The organism is Polaromonas sp. A23 (assembly GCF_002001015.1).
Classification (GTDB): domain Bacteria; phylum Pseudomonadota; class Gammaproteobacteria; order Burkholderiales; family Burkholderiaceae_C; genus Polaromonas.
Genome location: NZ_MUNO01000012.1, coordinates 90,996 through 108,575, shown reverse-complemented (window position 1 = coordinate 108,575; position 17,580 = coordinate 90,996). Strand labels below are relative to the sequence as shown.

The window sequence follows — 17,580 nt, the reverse complement described above, 5'->3', positions numbered from 1 at the left end:
GGTTATCCATCATTTCGTTCTGATTTTGTTTAACACTGATTTCACCAGCTCCGGCACAAGCAGGTCCTTGCTGGCCGCTGCCTGCGCCTCGCGCCTGACCTCACCAACTAGCCTGTTCAGGATGTCTTTATGGATAAACGGGCTATGCGGATCATCCACCATCGCTATTTCCCTTAGAGCGTAATACAAGTCTTCATCATTATCGCTGGCGGCAACCAGTCTTTTTGAGAGCCATTCTCCCTGAGCCGCCGCATAAACAGGAGCAATTTCCTCCGAAAGACGAGCAGCCCTCAAACCGACTTCAGGTTCAAGCCGCGGATCACGATGGCCGCCCCCGGCAGCGACAAGAAACCCCTCTAGCATGCAGGACAGGGGCTTTTGCACGGAAGCCCAATCAGGGAGCGCAGACATTGTCCCAGCCCCATTCGTGATTGTTCCGGGTTCGCAGGAAAAGTCCAACGTGCACGCGCCGGCAGCACCTGCAGCGGTCAAAATCCGTCGCCGCGTTTGGCCGTTTCGCGCAAGACGGACGGTGTAGCGCCGTGCAGAGCTCGCAAACACCAAGTCAAGCTGGGCGCCTCCGCGGCGCAACTCTAGCCCAACCATGACCAGCGACGCACCAGGATCCAGTATTTCCAGCATGGACATCACATGGGGAATGCAATCCTCGAATATTCGCAGTCCGGGATCGAAGCTCTTCACTTCCCCGTGACGCGCCTCCACTGCCGCATCTGCCCACAAGACGTCGATAGTGGCAACCTGACCCAGCGTCTGGATTTGGCGCCTGAAACTGTGCAGATATCCGGCAAAGAGAAACACGTGAGCCGCCGCCAAGTACACACCTTGCCGATCCGCCTTCTCAACCAACCGACGCGACGCGCTGAAACTCAAGGTGAGGGGTTTTTCTACAAGTACTGCCGCTCCCTGCAGGATTGCCCACTCAGCAGACCGCTCATGGTCAACAGCTGCATTCACAACAATAACGGCCCTGGACTCGGACGCAGGCAATACTGGCAAGGAACTGAAAGCATTGACTCGCTCGCCAACACCCCGTTTCTGGATCCAGCTGTCCATCAACTGCCCACTGCGCGGCGAGTAAACAAACACCTTGCTGCTGACGGGCAGCAGCTGAAGCAGCACCTCGACATAAACACGGGCCCATCGACCGCCTCCCATCACAACAACATTGCGAGGCCATGTCGATGTGATTGAAGTCTCCACGAATCAATCGCTTACAAGAGATGAGGCTGATCGCAGTTACTGAGATGTCTTGTCAGCCAAGAAATCATCTGCTCCCAGTATGTCCGTGATGGGCCCTTTGTACCCGTGCCCGGCCAGATAGCTCCTGATTTCGGCGGGAATATGCCATGCGAGGTTCAGCAGGGGAGCGCCCTGGTCGGGCAAGGCAAACAGATCGTCATCCGAAAGTATGGGGATGCGCGTACCCGGCAGGTAGTTGCCGATCTTTAACGAGCCAGGCTTCTCGTAAACCGCCGAAATCAGGTCTTCATTGAGATCCAGCAATTTCACCAGGATGGCGGCGCGACCTGGAAATGCCTTGGCGCGCAACTTGCCGTGCTGCTTGAACTGGGCCATGAGAAAATCGCGCTTTGTACGTTTCCATTTCTCAATGTTCTGCTGCATCGCGAGAAATTTGTCAAAGTAGCCCTCTTCACGCGAAAGCAGTGCTGCAACATCTCCCGGCTGCGCCCCCCCTGAGCCGTCACCGATGAAGATACGGATATTTCCACCGTATCGGCTTGGAAATTCGACGCCCAGCAAATCACGCCCCAGACTGCGGGCCATGTGCACAAAGGAATTGAAGCTGTAGGTACGAGGATGCTCGTGGTAGAACGTATCGAACTGATTACCATCAAGAACCGAACCCAAATAGTGATTTTCAATCACGATGGTGGTGTGCGGGGCCATCAACCGTTTCAAGGATTCAAGCACTTCCCCGAGATTTTCTATGTGTGCAAAGACGTTCGTAAAAGTAATGAAGTCAGGTCTTCCGTTGTCCCGGACAATGACATCTGCGGCAGCGGGAGACAGAAATTCGTTGTAGGTCACATGCCCCTTTTCTTTTGCATCCAAGCACGCTGCCGTGGGTTCAAGGCCAATGGTTGTGGCTCCCTTTGCACGAAAGAAATCCAGCAGGCTGCCATCGTTGCACCCGATGTCAAGCACCTTTTTTCCGGCGAGATCACCAAAGCGGGATGCGCACGACTCGACGAGCCCTTTCATGCCGTTCAGCACGTCAGCCGTGAAGCGTGACCTATAGTGGTATGAGCTTGGAAAAAGATCCTCTTTCGGCACCTGAAACCGCTGATGCGCCGTGCAGCACTTCTTGCAAAACAAAATTTCTATGAGGTATTCATTGCAGACCCTGGAATCGCCTACAGGAACCAGATCATCACACATCGGGTGTGGACCCAGATTCAGGACTGAGTGCAGGTCCGTATTCCCGCATACCTCGCAAAGACTTATCTGGTTCACATTGTTGTTCATTTGATATTCGCTGAATAGAAGTTATGACGCCGATTGAAAAAGCCTGCGCGCACGCCGAAAAAAGAAATAAATAAAAGACAGGTAAAAATTGGGGTACAGGCAGTAGGCGGCAAGTAGCCTGGCGGGCTTTATAAAACGGTAACCTGACACATCCTTTGCCAGAAACATGTTTGCAAAATCCGACATGAAGTTATTCAGCGCAAAATTTTTGCAATAAACGTATCGCCAATAAGGCAAACCGTTTCGCCTGTATTCGTCCAGCGCCTCCACGAGCCGGACACTGTGTATGAAGGGATACATCGGCGACCATTCCCGCGCTCCCGTCAGGCAGACATTCAAGGGCTTGTCATTAAAATAGGCCCGTGAACCTGCAAATGCATTTGCAAAAATCTTCACATGCGGGAACGTATTGTCAAAGTGAGAAAAAGTCCGGCTGTCAGAAAGGGCTTTGGGACTCAACACTCCCACGTTGCTGTCCCACAGCGACTTTCTGAATACAGAGAGAAACATGCCCCCCAAGAAATCGAATGATACTTTTGGATCGATCAGGTCGATAAACCTCAACTCCCCCGCGCTTTTCCACTCCGAAAACGGTTGCATTTTAGCAGGCAGGTTGGCCGTATCAAAGGGCGCCGGATACCCCTGCAGGTATTCCGTATGCAAGTGATAAGAATTGACGTAGAAGAAGTCGACCGCCGGGTGTTCGTCGATCAGGCGATACAGATCGGAGATTGCATTCGGTATTAGAAGATCGTCGTCACCGATCAGCCAGGCGAATTCGCCCGTAGCCATACCCACCACGTTCAGAAAATTTCTTGGAATACCGAGGTTGCTTGAGTTCCTATGGTATTTAATCTGCAAGCCCTGTTGTGCGGCCCGTACAACCGCCTCGGTATCGTCGGTCGAGTTGTTATCAGATACGCAGATTTCATAGTCAAAAATGGACTGCAAATTACTGAGGGCAATGGAATTAAGGCAGTTTCGTAAATGCCCCGCCCGGTTGTAAGTCGGGATGCAAATCGAAAGCTTGGTCATGACTTCTTCTCGCAAACAACTACACAGTTGCAAAAATAGCCATACTGCTTCGGTAACACCGCGTTTACCAGCACAGAGACAACATTGAGCGGAAAAATAACAAGCAGCTGGAAAGCGATCGCTGGAAATCGCTTCTGGGGTGACACATATTTAGCCAGATAAGCAATGAACAGCTGGCCTATGGCCAAAACAGTCGTGCTGGACTTGACAGTACGCACTCCATCAAATCCTGCACGCCGAAGCACGTGTTCAATTCCAAAACTGGTATATCGCGCAAAGTCATAGGGCACTTCGTGTTCTTCCCAAGCGAAGGGAATGGTTAACAGAAAACGTCCTCCTGGCCGTATCACTCTGATAACCTCACCGAGCACCTCCTCAATGTTGAAAACATGCTCAAAGACTTCAAAGCTCACTACAGAATCAAAGTTTTCATCGGGGAAGGGTAAGGTTTTCCCATCGTAAAAAACGTCCACCTTGCTGTCGGCATGGTCGTGACCCGACACTTCAATATCCACCCCCGTGTAGGACGTCGCGTTCGTGAACAGCGATTCATAGGGTTTTGTCCCACAGCCCAGATCGAGAACCCTCCCGCCAATTGCGGGGGAGAGGTCCAGGATGGTTTTGTGCAGACCGCGCCTCACGATGTAAACCGGACTGATGACCATGCCCAGCCAGGACGGATGGAAAGCCTCTCGGCGCATTCGCCTTTTTAGTTTTTGGAGCATGTGTTAAACGGCATCGGCTGCACATTATCAATTACAAAAATTCAGACTCGGGCCACATAGGGAAAAGATCCCGAGAATGATCCGCACTGTTCAAACTGTCCCACCAAGCTGGCTTGCAGGATGAGTTTTGAAATAAACCTTCAGACGCGCGCCCAAAAAGGCAGCACCATCCTTCGTCAAATGGCCATTGTCAAACGGAATAAGTGATCCCCCAGACGTGAACAGATGGCAGGCCGAGTCGCTGTTGCAGAGCAATTCGCTGACATCCACAAAACCGGACGGATCCAGGGTCGATTTCATCAAACGATTCACCGCAGAATGCTCTCCAGAGAACGTGTTTGTATAAGCAGCCCGCTCTGCCGGGCTCATGCCGACCAGGTTGAGCAAGTTAAGTCGTCCGAAGTTCTTTGGCCCAAATATCAAGAACTTACGGCCGAATTCCTTTTCCAGCGCCTCATTGCTCTGCGGCAGCATTTCGACCACCCACTGATCCCAGCGGGACACCAGCCACACGTGGTCGGCCTGTTTGATGCGCTCCTTGAGTTTTGGGTTGTCATATCTGCGTTCGCCAATACAGTCCTTTTTTGTCTCGGGCCTTTTGAGGGAAATCAGCGCAGGGTCAAGATACAGATTGCCGCAAACGGCACTCATGGTGAAAGTCGAAAGAGCCAAGTTTCTGTCCAGACCCGCCTCAGTCAACGCATTGACCAGGTCCCCGCCAAAGCTGTCTCCGATCACAAGGATCTTCGGCTTTCCCGTCGGCGCGAAGTCCCGAAGCTGCAATTCCTCCATTCGCCTCCAGACATAGGCGTCGAGAAGTTTCTTTTCAACGATTACTGCTTTGTCAGCTTGCGAATAACGGCTGGCGAAGCCATTGTCGAGTTGACTGCCCGCAGCGAACGCCCAAAAGAACAGAATGCAAACAAGACCCGTGATCAGGGCGGGCGTCGAAGCCACACCGGAACGCTTCCGGAAAGGCTGCTCTATGTAACGCCAGCTGAGGTACGCGAGCACAAAAGCCAAAGCCCCCATGGCCAGAAATGCCAGAGGTCCCGGCTCTTCAAGGGCCTTGCGCCTGGCAAATGCAAATATAGGCTGGTGCCACAGATAAGCGCTGTAACTCAGGAGGCCTGTGCCAACCAGCAGGCGACTTCCCAGCAGGCGGCCGGCAAAGTTTTCAGGTGATGCAAGCAGGATAACCAAACCCGCCCCCAGAACAGGCAGCAGCGTGAACAGGCTGGGATACGGCGTACCCTTCCCATAGAACAGCACCGCGGACACAATCAAGAGAAGGCCGGCAAGACTCGCAAAAGAGGCAAGCTGCGGATTCGGTTTGACAGAACCCGCCGCTTCTCGCGCCATATAGAAGGCCAAAAGGGCGCCTACTAGCAACTCCCATATCCTCGTGTGCAGCATATAGAAGGTGGCCGCGGGGCTGGCAAAGGCCCCCTTTTGGGCCAACCCCAAGCTAACAACCGCAATGGCCAGCAGCAACCACACCATCCTCGTCCTGTTCAGCTTCCAAGTCAGCATCAGAAACAACGGAAATATCAGGTAATACTGCTCTTCAACCGCCAGGCTCCAGGTGTGCAAAAGAGGCTTGAGTTCAGCGGCCGTGTCGAAATAGCCGCTCTCCCACCAAAAAAGAACATTGGAAGAAAAAGTTGAAACAGCGACCAGGCTTGCGGAGAACTCTTTCATGTCACTTGGCAACAGCCATAGCCACGCGAAGGGAATACACACCAGCATGACCAGAAAAAGCGCTGGCAGGATCCGTCTGGCCCTGCGCTCATAAAACGACCGTAAAGTGAATGTCCCCGCCGCCTTCTCAGCCAGGATGATCGAAGTAATCAGGTACCCACTGATGACGAAGAAAACATCGACGCCGATATAGCCGCCGCCAAATGTCTGAAACCCTGCGTGAAAAAAGATCACCGGCAGCAGGGCCAGCGCGCGCAGCCCGTCTATTTCTCTTCTGTATTTCATATGGAATGATGACGAGATTGAACGCGTGAACTTTCGACGTCAAGATGCCAGAATGCCTGCGAATTCTTCGCTCCACAGTGCGATCAAATGAGGCGACGTTTTTAGGAATCGATCACGAAATAACTGGACGGCATTCTGGCGCCCCGGTTCGTTCCACCATGTCTCAACATCGTCATATATCGCTGAAACCGCATCAGCCGCTTCCTCCGGCGTATCAAACATCACCCCAGCTTCGCGCAAAGCAAGAAAACAGGGTTCGGCTTGCGCGCTCAGGCGAGTCGTCTGTTGGTCGTAAAGAAAAAGAATGATAGGCTTGTTGACGGCGAAGGCCTGCGCGTAGGTGGTCGAAAGATGATCGCAAACATACAGCCGGCAATCTGCAAGACTATCCTCAAATGACACCGCCCAAGTTTCGACCCTCAGAGCCGGGAAATACTGCGTAAGTCTTTCAACGATGCCCCACCCATGGTCTTCATAGTGCGGCCTCAAACGAATCTCCTCAAGCAACCGGGAAGGCAGCGACTTCAGGAACCGCATTTGCCTGTTCATATATTCCGGGAATGCCGAAGGCAGGCGAGGAAGCTCAAGTACGTATCTGGGTTCAACCGTTGCCCCCCACAGGATATCGTTCTTTTTGTTGTCAGCCCCCACGATGGAGCCAGTCATGTTTGTGGCCGGCATAGGCTTTACCTGTGCGTTGACCCCCTCGCGAGTCCAGCCCCATGAGTAAAAGCGGTCGGCTATCGCCAGTTCGTGATCTTCCGCTAGTTTGTGCGCCAGTAACCCATAACAGCCACCGTGTTGTGTGCCCAAAAGCAAACTGCCTTTTTCGGCCGATGTCGCTGCCCAGTGCTTGAAATGTTCATCAAAATACCAGCTGTTGGAGCTGAATATGGCTTTGGGCCTGCGCCAGTATTTGCGTCGAGCATCTTGTTGGAGTGCATCGAATCCTTCAACAAAACATTGTGGAATATCAGCGGGGAGCATGGTCGACAAGCAACGTGCGAACTCCCCACCTTCAAATTGAAGCCCCTCCAGTTGCTTGCGCTTGTCAGCATCCAGACTGAATGCACTGCATCGATCCAATGCACTTGAGCGCGGCCAGATCTTTCCAGGATGTAAGGCCAGCAGCTTCCTCAACGACCTCTTTGTGAAATATGAGGCCTGAAGATGAAGCGTGAATCGGGGGGTTGTGCAAAGGTTTGTGATCCATTCCGCGATACGCGTCAAAAATCCGGAGAAGAATTTTCCGCGAGGATGGTGACGCGTGTCTAAAAGCGCAATCGTCAATGGTTTGAGGGGAATGCACATCCCCAAGAAATGCATTATGTTGGTATAAATCTGAAGGTTGTATGGATCTTTTTTGGCTAGTTCCACATGGTGCATCGTGTCGATAGGTGTGACGAATGATTCATGGGAAAGCCCAATCGTCGTGAAGCCCGGATACTGGAGCATGGCTGTCTTAAGATACAAGAAATGGTCATATGTCACTGAAACGTATAGCTGGAGCCATGGCCCAAGCATGATGCGCCAATAACGGTGATCATGATTAACGTTGTGAAGCGCGTTGAGTCTTTTTGCAAGTGCGGGCAACAGGCTTTCGTATGTTTCAGTGATGAGGCCGTAGGATCGTCGGTCCCAATCACTTCCTTCGTAAGGACTACGCATCAGTTCCGGTGTAAGGCTTCCCCAACTAGATTGATTTCGAGGCAAAAGGCACCACTCTCCAGCGAAAACAATACGCACAGCAGTATTCCAAAATTGTTCCAGTGCCGTGGTGGCCAGGAAAACGCGCGTATCGGAGTCAACATCGGCGTTCATCCAAGAAGATCCCAAGCAAGCGGCGTTCCTTTTTTAGCGTCACGCGCGAACACCTTTCCCATAAAAACGCTGGCGAACTTTGTCGGCAAGCCAAAGCCGGGCCGTATGGCGCGCACGTTGTCAGAGTTAATTTTCTCTCCGGCCTTTACATCTTTGACGACATAAAGCGAACGACGGAACTGTATCGATTTTTTTTCTGCTTCTAGAGGCCCATAACTGACGCATCCCAGCGCCTGCCATGCTCGCTCGGTCTCCACACGCAACTGCCTCATTTCTGAGGGTTCCATGGAAAATGTGGAATCGACCCCGCCATCCGCGCGATTTAACGTGAAGTGTTTTTCTATGACAGTGGCCCCCAAGGCCACACTGGCGACTGATACACCCACGCCCATGGTGTGGTCAGACAGACCTACTTCGCAACCGAACAACTCCCTCAAATGCGGAATTGTCAAAATGTTGGAATTTTCAGGTGTCGCGGGATAGGTACTGGTGCATTTCAACAATACCAATTGCGTGCATCCCGCTTCGCGCGCAGCAGAAACCGTCTCGTCAAGCTCAGCGACCGTGGCCATTCCAGTGGAGATGATCAAAGGTTTTCCGGTAGCCGCCACTCGGCGTATCAAAGGCAAATCAGTGTTTTCGAAAGAAGCGATCTTGTAGCAAGGTACATCAAGCTTCTCGAGAAAATCCACGGCAGTGTCGTCAAATGGCGTACTAAAGGCCATCATTCCCAATTGGTGCGCTCGATCAAAAATTGGCTTGTGCCACTCCCAAGGCGTGTACGCCTCCCCATAGAGTTTGTATAACGACGTTCCGGCCCATAAGCTTTTGGGGTCGCTGATATGGAACTCGCGCTCATCCAGATCAAGCGTCATGGTGTCTGGCGTGTAGGTCTGGATCTTCAGGGCGTGCGCGCCTGTCGCGGCGGCAGCATCCACGATGGCCAAGGCACGGTCCAGGGACTGATTATGATTGCCAGACATCTCGGCAATCACAAATGGGGGAGTATCGCGTCCGATAGGTCGCGTGCCGATTTTAACAATGTCACTTTTTCGCATTGGGTTTGTCCTTGGTGATCTGGATAAAGTAACGATGGCCTCGGAGATCAAAAAATGCCGGAAACCTTGAGGGGTCAGCAACACGCAACAGATCGAACTGCTCCGCAAAGGATAGAGAGGGATCGATTTTGCTATCCATCGGCGTCCGTTTACGGTACATGGTTGGGGACCGCCCATCCTGCCGCCTTGGACTGACCTTTCCAAAATTCTCGACAGCAAAGTCCATCAATCTGATTTCTGCCGCAAACAGCTTTGAATTGATTTCATCGAAAGTTTCGTGGCCTTCCAGCTCAAAGTCAGTCTGGCTCCAGATATCCCCGCTGTCCACCGCATCGGCGGCTTCCAGGAGGGTTACCTTGATGGTGGATTTTTTCTCAAGCACCTGCCAGATATGGGGTGACCACCCCTTGCCTAGTGGAAGATCGCTGGCGTGAATCACCAGCGTCGCGCTATACAAACTGCGCACATCCGACTGAATCAGTTCATGGCAGGAAATAAGGAAAAGAATGTCTCCCCCAGACAATTGAGCCTCTGCATGCACCAAATCAATCTGATGTTCAAGCTTGTGCCGCGCAATCCAGTCGGCAAGAAAGTTGGATATCGGATGCTGTGGATCCGAGCACAAAATGGAAATTCTCAAACGGCCTCCTGCAAAACTGCAACCAGACGATCAGCGCCTAAACCGTCAACGAGTGAGACAGCTGCACGTGACATTTCCCGCAATGAGAAAGGCGACTCTATTGCAATCTTCAGCTCTGACGCGATCTTTTCAACAGAAACATCTGCACACGCACCAAGATATTGCTGCGCCTTGAAATGAGCCACACCTCGCGCAATTTCTATCTGATTTTCTGCAACCGACATCACAAGTGCCGGAAGCCCCAAAGCACATCGCTCCCACGTAGCCGTGCCCGCAGCACCAACGGCGAGATCGGCAGCATGTATCAGTTCGGCCATGTTCGAAACTTGTCGATGGATGCGCGTGTTGCCCCGTTTTCCCCCTAAGAACTCAAGCTCGGCGAAATGCGGATTGGAGGCGCCCACAACAATGTCCAACTCCAGTTCCGGCATTTCCAACATTTCAATGGCTTCCAGCGTCTTCCCGGTTTCATTCGTTGCATCCGTGCCACCAAAAAAAATGAGCAGCTTTTTTACATCCCCGGTACGCTCCCTCAACGTCTTCCGCTGCTGCACGAATTCGGTTCTTAACAAAGCATACTGTGGACCCAACAACGGAACGCAGTCTGCATTCAGCAACCCGGCGTAGCGCTGATTCATATTGAGATAGAGGTTTTGATCCAGAAGCACGTTGGCTTGATGATGGCGGTCCGCAATGTCGTCAATAACCATTACTTTTTTGGCAAAGCCACTGGCAGCGGACTCCCATCTCTTGTCCAGTGCGTAGTGATCAACGATTATCCAATCCCAGGACAAGTCCGAAAGAGCCTCAGCACAGTCCGTCGCATCCTGCTGCTGCGAGCTTTCAAGCCAGCTCGCATGCGCCAACGGATCGCAGACATCTCTGCCTTCGATGCTTCCAAAAATCGTTGCTTCATGGCCTTTGCTTTGAAGCAGCTGTTGAAGATAGGCAGGTAAATTGCGGCTTAAAAACCGGGTATTCACCCCACGATTTTTCAGAGCATCTGCCAACGTCAGGCACCGCATAAAGTGCCCCAAGCCCATTTGAGCCGAAGCATCAACACGGAACGCCACGTTATTACTTTTCAAGATCAACCGTCATCGCATCAATGAGTCTTAAACCGCTGGATAATCCGGTCCAGATCATGCGGGGTGTCGATGTCAGAAACCTGTTCGGGCGGCACAACAAAACCTCTTAAACGCTGTCCATAAAAGCTCTTCTCACGCATCAAGGCTTCGCGCCGTCCCCAGCAAAAGGTGCCATTGCTGACCAACAGCTTAGGGTATTGCTGAGACTGAATCCCGCGCCACTCCGGCCACATGTAGGAAAGATTGCCTTGGCCATCTGCCTTCAGCGCCTGAACCGGATGATGCTCATATTCGGACACACCCATCAAAAAGTCGGCATCAGGATCCCCCATCAGTTGTTCACACGACGACAACAAGGTTGATGATTTCAGGAATACCGCCGTTGCGTAAATGCAGCACAGAATTTGTATATCTGGAACGGCTTCGAGAGCATGCAGGCAGACCTGCACAACGGTCGAATGGTCTTGCGCGATCTCAGCCGGGCGCTCAAGAACTTCTGCGCCGTACCTCCTGGCGACATCGGCAATTTCAGCATCTTCAGTCGAGACAAATATGTGCTCAAAAAGGCCAGAGACCCTAGCCGTGCCTATGGCATGCGCGATCAGCGGCATTCCGCCCACCTCCATGATGTTTTTACGCGGCAGTCTTTTCGACCCGCCACGGGCAGGAATAAGGGCCGCGGTTGACATACGTTTCAGATCACCCGAAAAGTGACGCTCGGCTTATCGAGGGCCTCTTCACCTGATTTTTCCGGAGGATTGTCCGGGTTGAAATACATGCGTCTGTTAGCTTCTGAGAAGGTGCGCTCGGTTGAGGGGGCAACGCGGGCCTGCTCTTCGGCTTCGCTGATCTCATGAAGAAATACGGCGTCCTGCGGAGTCCAGACGCCGTCTGGGCCCTTGCGCCACAACTTCTCATCGCGCATGGGCTCTACCCAGTCGTAGAACTCCTGCTTTGTTACGCCCAGGAAATCGCAATAAGTTGTCAGCGTAGACGGCTCACGCGCGTCGTAGCGCTTGACCATCGCCATGCCCTGCTCCCTGGTCATGCGTCCGTGACGAATTTCCATACTTGCGTCATCCGTGGCACGCCCATACCCAAATTTCAGGTATTTCAGGTAATCATGCACATCGTTGGCATGATCCTCAATCTTTCCGTGCAAGTTGAATGTGCGTTCACGTTCATAGGTAATTGGCGCAAAGTTCCACTCCCTCATCATGACTTCCGCCTGGGCCGTTGCATTCCATGGAAGAAAGTTGGAGAGATAGATGCCGCGGACTTCGACGCGCGCGATGTCTTCATCAGAAGGATAGATGTAGGGTGCGATGTCCTGCTCCGTGATGCCGCCTTTTCCGATCAGGTCCTGCGGCTCATATCCGCGCATGTCATGCTCCTTGCGCGTCCACCGTGTGAATTCAACAAAGTCCTCCAGCGAAACAATACCAGTAAGCTCGGCGAATCCGTGCTCACCCCAAACAATCAAGGGAATATTGCGCTCCACTGCCACCTGGAAGGGATAAGTACGGATACCGGCGTGATAGTGCCAGGTCAGGTCACCAACAGTCTGCAGCATGTGGCGCGAAATGCGACGCACTGAGTCCAGGCCAGCGGTATACCGCACAAAGTCGCACCCAGACTTCTCGACCAGGTTGTAGAGATTGCGATTGCCCGCAGGCGTGTTGTAAGCATGGTTGAATGTCACCAGCAAGGGGTTCATCCCGAACTTTTCCTTGAGGAGCCACACCTGATAGTGCGAGTCCTTGCCACCCGACACAGGAACGATGCAATCGTGGCTGTTGCCCCTTTTTTTGGCTAGCCGCTTTGCCTCTTCCAGGATTTCCCGGAACATCTGCGTCCGCTCATCCCAGTTGATATCCAGCTTCTTGCTGCGGCTCTCGTGGTATCTGCAACCACTGCAAATGCATTCTTCATCAAAAATAATGGTCGGCTTGGCATTCTCCGGGTAAAGGCATCTCGCGCAATATCTCATCTGGGTTCCCGATGGTTGATGTTAAAAGTTCGCATTCACTCTACCGGCGATGGCTTCGCCGGTGAAAGACTTTGCCCCTGCGTCCTCACTGGTACGCCGGCTTCGGCAAGATAAGTCTTGGCCTTGCGGGTACTTTGTTCGGTGTAGTGAAACAGGTTGGCGACCGCCACAGCAGCTGCACCGGCGTCAATGCCCTGCACCAAGTGATTCCAGGTAAAGACACCGCCAAAGGCGATCACCGGAACCGGGACTGACTCACAGACACTCCGCAGCGAGTCGAGATCGTAGCCCCGCCGCGCGCCATCATGGTCGACCGAGTTGAAGAATATTTCACCCGCCCCCAGTTCAACGGCACGCTGCGCCCAACTGGACGGACTTGATTCGATCACGCGGGACGATCGATCCACCACAATTTGGGGAGTACCCTCTTCGCTTCTCTTGACATCCATGGAAGCCACAATGCACTGCTTTCCATAACGCATGGCCAACCGGGTCACCAGCTCCGGGTTGTCGGCCACTATGGTGTTCACCACCAGTTTGTCGGCGCCACTGCGCAACAGCTTTTGCGCGTAGCCCTCGTCATCTATCCAGCCGCCGACTGCCAGCGGTACGAAGCACTGGCTCGATATCCGCTCAACAATTTCTGCGAACTTTTCCTTGCTGTCGGCGCTTCTGGTCACATTAAGAATGACGATTTCATCCACGGCCCACTTGTTAAACGCCTCCATGGCGTGGACGGCATCGTAATGAATCACGTTCGTGTGCTTGAAACGCACACTCTGAACCACCTGACCGTCACGCAAGATCAGTACTGCAATCAGGCGCTTTTTTAACAAGGCAGCTCCACATAATTGCGAATCATTCCCAGGCCGAATCCCTGACTTTTCTCAGGATGAAACTGAATTCCCCGAACATTTCCGCGCTGGATGATGGAGTCAAACCGATGGCCATAGTCTGTTGTGGCAATCACGTCCGCGGGATCGCTACATTCCACGCGATAGCTGTGGACAAAATACGCGTCACTTCCGGACTCAAGTTTCGCGAACATGGGGTCGTCGCGCGAAAAATCCACGCCGTTCCATCCCATATGCGGGACCGAGAGCCCGCTGTCCGCAGGAAAGCGACTGACTTTTGCTGAAAACCAGTCAAGCCCCTGGTGGATACCATCTTCTTCAGATACGGTGCACATCAGCTGCATGCCGAGACAAATGCCAAGGATATGAGCTCCAGCATCGCGTCGCTCACTCAACGCGACATCGAGACCCGTTTCACGCAGACAGGTGATAGCCTGAGAAAAGGCACCCACCCCGGGCAGAATAATTTTTTGATACTGCCGCAACTGCATGGGATCCGAAACAAAAACGGCATGGCCCCCCAAATGCTCGACAGCGTTTTGGACTGAGCGCAGATTGCCCATTCCATAATCGACGATGGCAACAGGAGCAGGATTCATTTCTCCAAGTCTTCCCACTGGATTCTTTCCCCGGCCTTCAAGGCCCGGGTGAGTCGCTTCGACAGTACTTCGGCCAGCCGGTCAGGTGTTATTCCCGTCCCCGGACGGCGATAGTCCAGGTCCGTCTCTTTCAAAACATGGCCTGGCGCAAGATCAGCCGCTACATGCAAACTGCGCCGTATTGCATTTCGCTTGACGCGCTCGACGTCCGAAAACACACGCCGCGAATTCCCAAGGGCTGTCTCGATCTCACGAACGATCTCGACAAACCGACGCATGTCCTGTGGCTCCAGCGACATGACGTGCTCCACAGACCGGGTGGTGCGATCCTCTGTGATTGTTTTTTCAAGCATGTTGGCGCCCACTGCAAGGGCAGCAATATCCATATCCCAGCCTGTGCTGTGATCAGAAAAGGCCACCGGGCACCCAAAAAGTCTTTTGATCGTGGGAATCACTCGCAGGTTGATACTTTCCAAATGGGCAGGGTATCCCGAAGGACAATGGTGAATGACGATGCTTTCGTTGCCTTCTGCGCGGATGGCATCTACAGCCAGTTCAATCTCGCCAAGCGACGCCATTCCAGTGTCCAGCTGAATGCACAGGCCCGTTCTGGCGGCATAACGAATGAAGGGAATATGGTTGACGTCGGCAGAAGCGATCTTGATGGACTGGCAGCCGATCTCAACCAGGAAATCCACGTCTTCATGAAAGCACGCCGTCGCAAAAAAGGCCAGACCTATTTCGTCGCAATAACGCTTCAGTTCACGCCATTCATCAAGCTTCAGATAACGGCGAACCAGAATGTCGCGCAAAGGTTCTGTCACGGTTTCCAGCGCGCCCGATTTCGCATCGACCAGCACCTGATAAGTGAATGGCAGCAAAGGATCGGCGACCAGGCGCATGGGGTCAAACACTTGAAATTTAATGGCGTGACCTCCCGCCTCTTTCGCGTGTTTGGCCAGACGTTTCGCCGATTCCAGACCCTGATGTGTCGGGCCCGCTTCAAAAGTAATGAAACATGGCGAGTCTTCACTCACCGGGATTCCGTTGATCTGGATAACAGTGCTGCTTGTGCTCATGATGGAATTTTGACCTCTTGTTGATTGACCAGTTTTCGTAATGTGCTGACCACGGTATCCTGCTGCGCCTCGGTCAGCGCCGGGAACATGGGCAGACTGATGGCTGTCTCGTAATACTGCTCCGCGGCGGGAAAATCGCCGGCATTGAAGCCGATCTTTTGATAATAAGGCTGCATATGAACAGGTATGTAGTGCAAATTCACGCCAATGCCTGTCGCGCGCATCTCGTCAAAGATTTTCCGATGTATGGAGCCCTGCATGTTTGAGTGCAAACGCACGACATACAGATGCAAGCCGGAATACCCATCTGGATGCTGCCAAGGGGCTGTCACATTGACGTTACGTAACGATTCGTCATAACGCCCGGCGATCGCGTGGCGTCGCGACACAAACTCATCCAGCCGGCGCATCTGACTTACACCCAACGCCGCCTGGATGTCCGTCATCCTGTAGTTGAACCCCAGTTCAACCTGTTCGTAATACCAGGGGCCGTCTGGCTCACGCGTCATCTCGCGCGCATCACGCGTGATTCCATGGCTACCCAACATACGCATGCGTTTTGCCAGTTCGGGGTCATTGGTGGTCGCCATGCCACCTTCCCCGGTGGTGATGATCTTGACCGGGTGGAAGCTGAACACAGTGATATCGCTGTATCGGCAGTTGCCAACTGGTTCGTTGCGGTATGTGCCACCAATAGCATGGGAAGCATCCTCAATAACTCTGAACCCATACTCCAGGCTAAGGGCATGAATGCCAGCCATGTCACAGGGTTGCCCGCACAAATGCACCGGAATGACAACGCTGGGCAATGAACCGCTTTTCTTTGCAGCAAGCAGTTTTTCTTCCAACCGGTCGACGCTCATGTTGTAGGTCACAGGATCGATGTCCACAAAGTCGACCGAGGCTCCGCAATAAAGCGCACAGTTTGCGCTCGCCACAAACGTAATCGGTGTTGTCCAGACAATGCTTCCCTTCCCGACGCCCAACGCAAGGCAGGCCACGTGCAAAGAGCTGGTGGCACTGTTTGCCGCAACAGCATGGCCAACGCCGCAATAACTTGCTATGGCCTGCTCAAACCTTGGAACAGCGGGACCTTGCGTCAGGAAGTCCGACCGCAAGACTTCCGCCACAGCGGCAATGTCCGCGTCGTCAATATCCTGTCGCCCGTACGGAATCAGGTTCATCATATTTTCCCGATTTTTTCGCGATTCTGCTCGATCCAGGTGCGAAGCATGTCGATGCTCATCCAGTCTGTGTTGTTGTCAGAGCTGTAGGTAAAGCCAGGATCAACCAGCTTGCCGTCATCGATACGCATCGGATCCTGGCTCCAGTTGTGAATTGCCGGCAGTATCTTGTAGTAGTCATCGTATTCGTAGGTGTGCGGCGCATCTTCGGCGCCAATCATTTGTTCATGAAGCTTCTCGCCCGGCCTGATGCCTATGATTTCATGACGCGCCTTAGGGGCGACGGCCAATGCCACATCCGGCATCTTCATCGAAGGTATTTTTTTTACATAAATTTCACCCCCAACCATGTTCTCGAAGGCATGCCAAACCAACCCGACGCCTTGCTCCAGCGTGATCATGAAGCGCGTCATTCGCGCATCGGTGATAGGTAGAACTTCCTTGTCCGCAATCGACATGAAAAAAGGAATCACAGAACCGCGGGATCCCATCACATTTCCATAACGGACGACAGAAAAGTGGGCATCGTTTGCCGTTGAATATGAATTGCCCGCAATAAATAGTTTGTCAGAGGTGAGCTTGGTCGCCCCATAAAGATTGGCCGGGCTGCTGGCTTTGTCTGTCGACAACGCCACTACGCGCTTGACGCCCTGGTCGATGCATGCGTCTATCAGATTCATCGCGCCAATCACGTTGGTCTTCACGCACTCAAAGGGGTTGTACTCAGCCGTCGGCACAATTTTGGTAGCAGCCGCATGGACAACGTAGTCGATTCCCTTGAGCGCACGCGACAGGCGATCCTTGTCCCGCACATCACCGATGAAGAACCGGACCCGGTCGTCGTCGCCGTAGAGCTTGGCCATTTCCCACTGCTTCATCTCGTCGCGGGAGTAGATCACCATGCGACGGGGGTTGTACCTGGCCAGCGTCATCGGCACAAACGTGTGCCCGAAGGAGCCAGTGCCCCCCGTGATGAGGATGGACGAATTGTTCAGCATGTGCATACTTCCTGG

The 17,580-nt window shown here is 53.0% G+C and carries 16 protein-coding genes; all 16 read right to left on the bottom strand.

What is annotated here, in order from left to right:
- Nucleotides 1-9: 9 nt before the first annotated feature.
- The 16 genes from B0B52_RS05990 to pseB all read right to left on the bottom strand — a co-directional run bounded on the left by B0B52_RS05990 (nucleotide 10) and on the right by pseB (nucleotide 17,565).
- Nucleotides 10-1,221 (bottom strand): Gfo/Idh/MocA family oxidoreductase, encoded by a 1,212-nt coding sequence (locus B0B52_RS05990; protein ID WP_139351830.1) that lies wholly within the window; start codon nucleotides 1,219-1,221, stop codon nucleotides 10-12.
- A gap of 36 nt (nucleotides 1,222-1,257) precedes the next feature.
- Complete coding sequence (locus B0B52_RS05985) at nucleotides 1,258-2,508, bottom strand: class I SAM-dependent methyltransferase (RefSeq protein WP_077592706.1); 1,251 nt, start codon at nucleotides 2,506-2,508, stop codon at nucleotides 1,258-1,260.
- 21 nt (nucleotides 2,509-2,529) lie between these two features.
- Nucleotides 2,530-3,543, bottom strand: a complete 1,014-nt coding sequence (locus B0B52_RS05980; RefSeq protein ID WP_077592705.1) for a glycosyltransferase family 2 protein — start codon at nucleotides 3,541-3,543, stop codon at nucleotides 2,530-2,532.
- Nucleotides 3,540-4,268: a class I SAM-dependent methyltransferase gene (locus B0B52_RS05975; protein ID WP_077592704.1), complete on the bottom strand. Its 729-nt coding sequence runs from the start codon at nucleotides 4,266-4,268 to the stop codon at nucleotides 3,540-3,542. Before B0B52_RS05975 ends, B0B52_RS05980 begins: the two co-directional genes overlap by 4 nt.
- 90 nt (nucleotides 4,269-4,358) lie before the next feature.
- Nucleotides 4,359-6,254 carry an acyltransferase family protein gene (locus B0B52_RS05970; RefSeq protein WP_077592703.1) on the bottom strand — a complete coding sequence of 632 codons (1,896 nt, stop codon included), beginning with the start codon at nucleotides 6,252-6,254 and terminating at the stop codon, nucleotides 4,359-4,361.
- A 39-nt stretch (nucleotides 6,255-6,293) separates the two neighbouring features.
- A complete protein-coding gene (locus tag B0B52_RS05965) occupies nucleotides 6,294-8,075 on the bottom strand; it encodes an LIC12162 family protein (protein ID WP_077592702.1) in 1,782 nt (593 codons plus the stop codon).
- On the bottom strand, nucleotides 8,072-9,058 hold the full coding sequence (gene pseI, locus B0B52_RS05960; RefSeq protein WP_371327379.1) for a pseudaminic acid synthase: 987 nt from the start codon (nucleotides 9,056-9,058) through the stop codon (nucleotides 8,072-8,074). The genes B0B52_RS05965 and pseI overlap by 4 nt, the downstream gene beginning before the upstream one ends.
- 61 nt (nucleotides 9,059-9,119) lie before the next feature.
- Entirely contained in the window at nucleotides 9,120-9,773 is a 654-nt protein-coding gene (locus tag B0B52_RS05955; RefSeq protein WP_077592700.1) for a UDP-glucuronic acid dehydrogenase, read from the bottom strand.
- Entirely contained in the window at nucleotides 9,770-10,861 is a 1,092-nt protein-coding gene (pseG, locus tag B0B52_RS05950) for a UDP-2,4-diacetamido-2,4,6-trideoxy-beta-L-altropyranose hydrolase (RefSeq protein WP_139351829.1), read from the bottom strand. The genes B0B52_RS05955 and pseG overlap by 4 nt, the downstream gene beginning before the upstream one ends.
- 17 nt (nucleotides 10,862-10,878) lie before the next feature.
- Nucleotides 10,879-11,550 (bottom strand): cytidylyltransferase domain-containing protein, encoded by a 672-nt coding sequence (locus B0B52_RS05945; protein ID WP_077592698.1) that lies wholly within the window; start codon nucleotides 11,548-11,550, stop codon nucleotides 10,879-10,881.
- A gap of 5 nt (nucleotides 11,551-11,555) precedes the next feature.
- Entirely contained in the window at nucleotides 11,556-12,851 is a 1,296-nt protein-coding gene (locus B0B52_RS05940; RefSeq protein ID WP_077592697.1) for an N-acetyl sugar amidotransferase, read from the bottom strand.
- 35 nt (nucleotides 12,852-12,886) lie between these two features.
- Nucleotides 12,887-13,687 carry an imidazole glycerol phosphate synthase subunit HisF gene (hisF, locus tag B0B52_RS05935; RefSeq protein WP_077592696.1) on the bottom strand — a complete coding sequence of 267 codons (801 nt, stop codon included), beginning with the start codon at nucleotides 13,685-13,687 and terminating at the stop codon, nucleotides 12,887-12,889.
- Nucleotides 13,681-14,304, bottom strand: coding sequence for an imidazole glycerol phosphate synthase subunit HisH (gene hisH / locus B0B52_RS05930; RefSeq protein ID WP_077592695.1), 624 nt, complete (start codon nucleotides 14,302-14,304; stop codon nucleotides 13,681-13,683). Before hisH ends, hisF begins: the two co-directional genes overlap by 7 nt.
- The gene (locus B0B52_RS05925) at nucleotides 14,301-15,383 is read right to left on the bottom strand and encodes an N-acetylneuraminate synthase family protein (protein ID WP_077592694.1); all 1,083 of its coding nucleotides are present in this window, start codon (nucleotides 15,381-15,383) and stop codon (nucleotides 14,301-14,303) included. The genes hisH and B0B52_RS05925 overlap by 4 nt, the downstream gene beginning before the upstream one ends.
- On the bottom strand, nucleotides 15,380-16,567 hold the full coding sequence (gene pseC, locus B0B52_RS05920) for a UDP-4-amino-4,6-dideoxy-N-acetyl-beta-L-altrosamine transaminase (protein WP_217349780.1): 1,188 nt from the start codon (nucleotides 16,565-16,567) through the stop codon (nucleotides 15,380-15,382). The genes B0B52_RS05925 and pseC overlap by 4 nt, the downstream gene beginning before the upstream one ends.
- Nucleotides 16,567-17,565 carry a UDP-N-acetylglucosamine 4,6-dehydratase (inverting) gene (gene pseB, locus B0B52_RS05915; RefSeq protein ID WP_077592693.1) on the bottom strand — a complete coding sequence of 333 codons (999 nt, stop codon included), beginning with the start codon at nucleotides 17,563-17,565 and terminating at the stop codon, nucleotides 16,567-16,569. Before pseB ends, pseC begins: the two co-directional genes overlap by 1 nt.
- Between the last annotated feature and the right edge of the window lie 15 nt (nucleotides 17,566-17,580).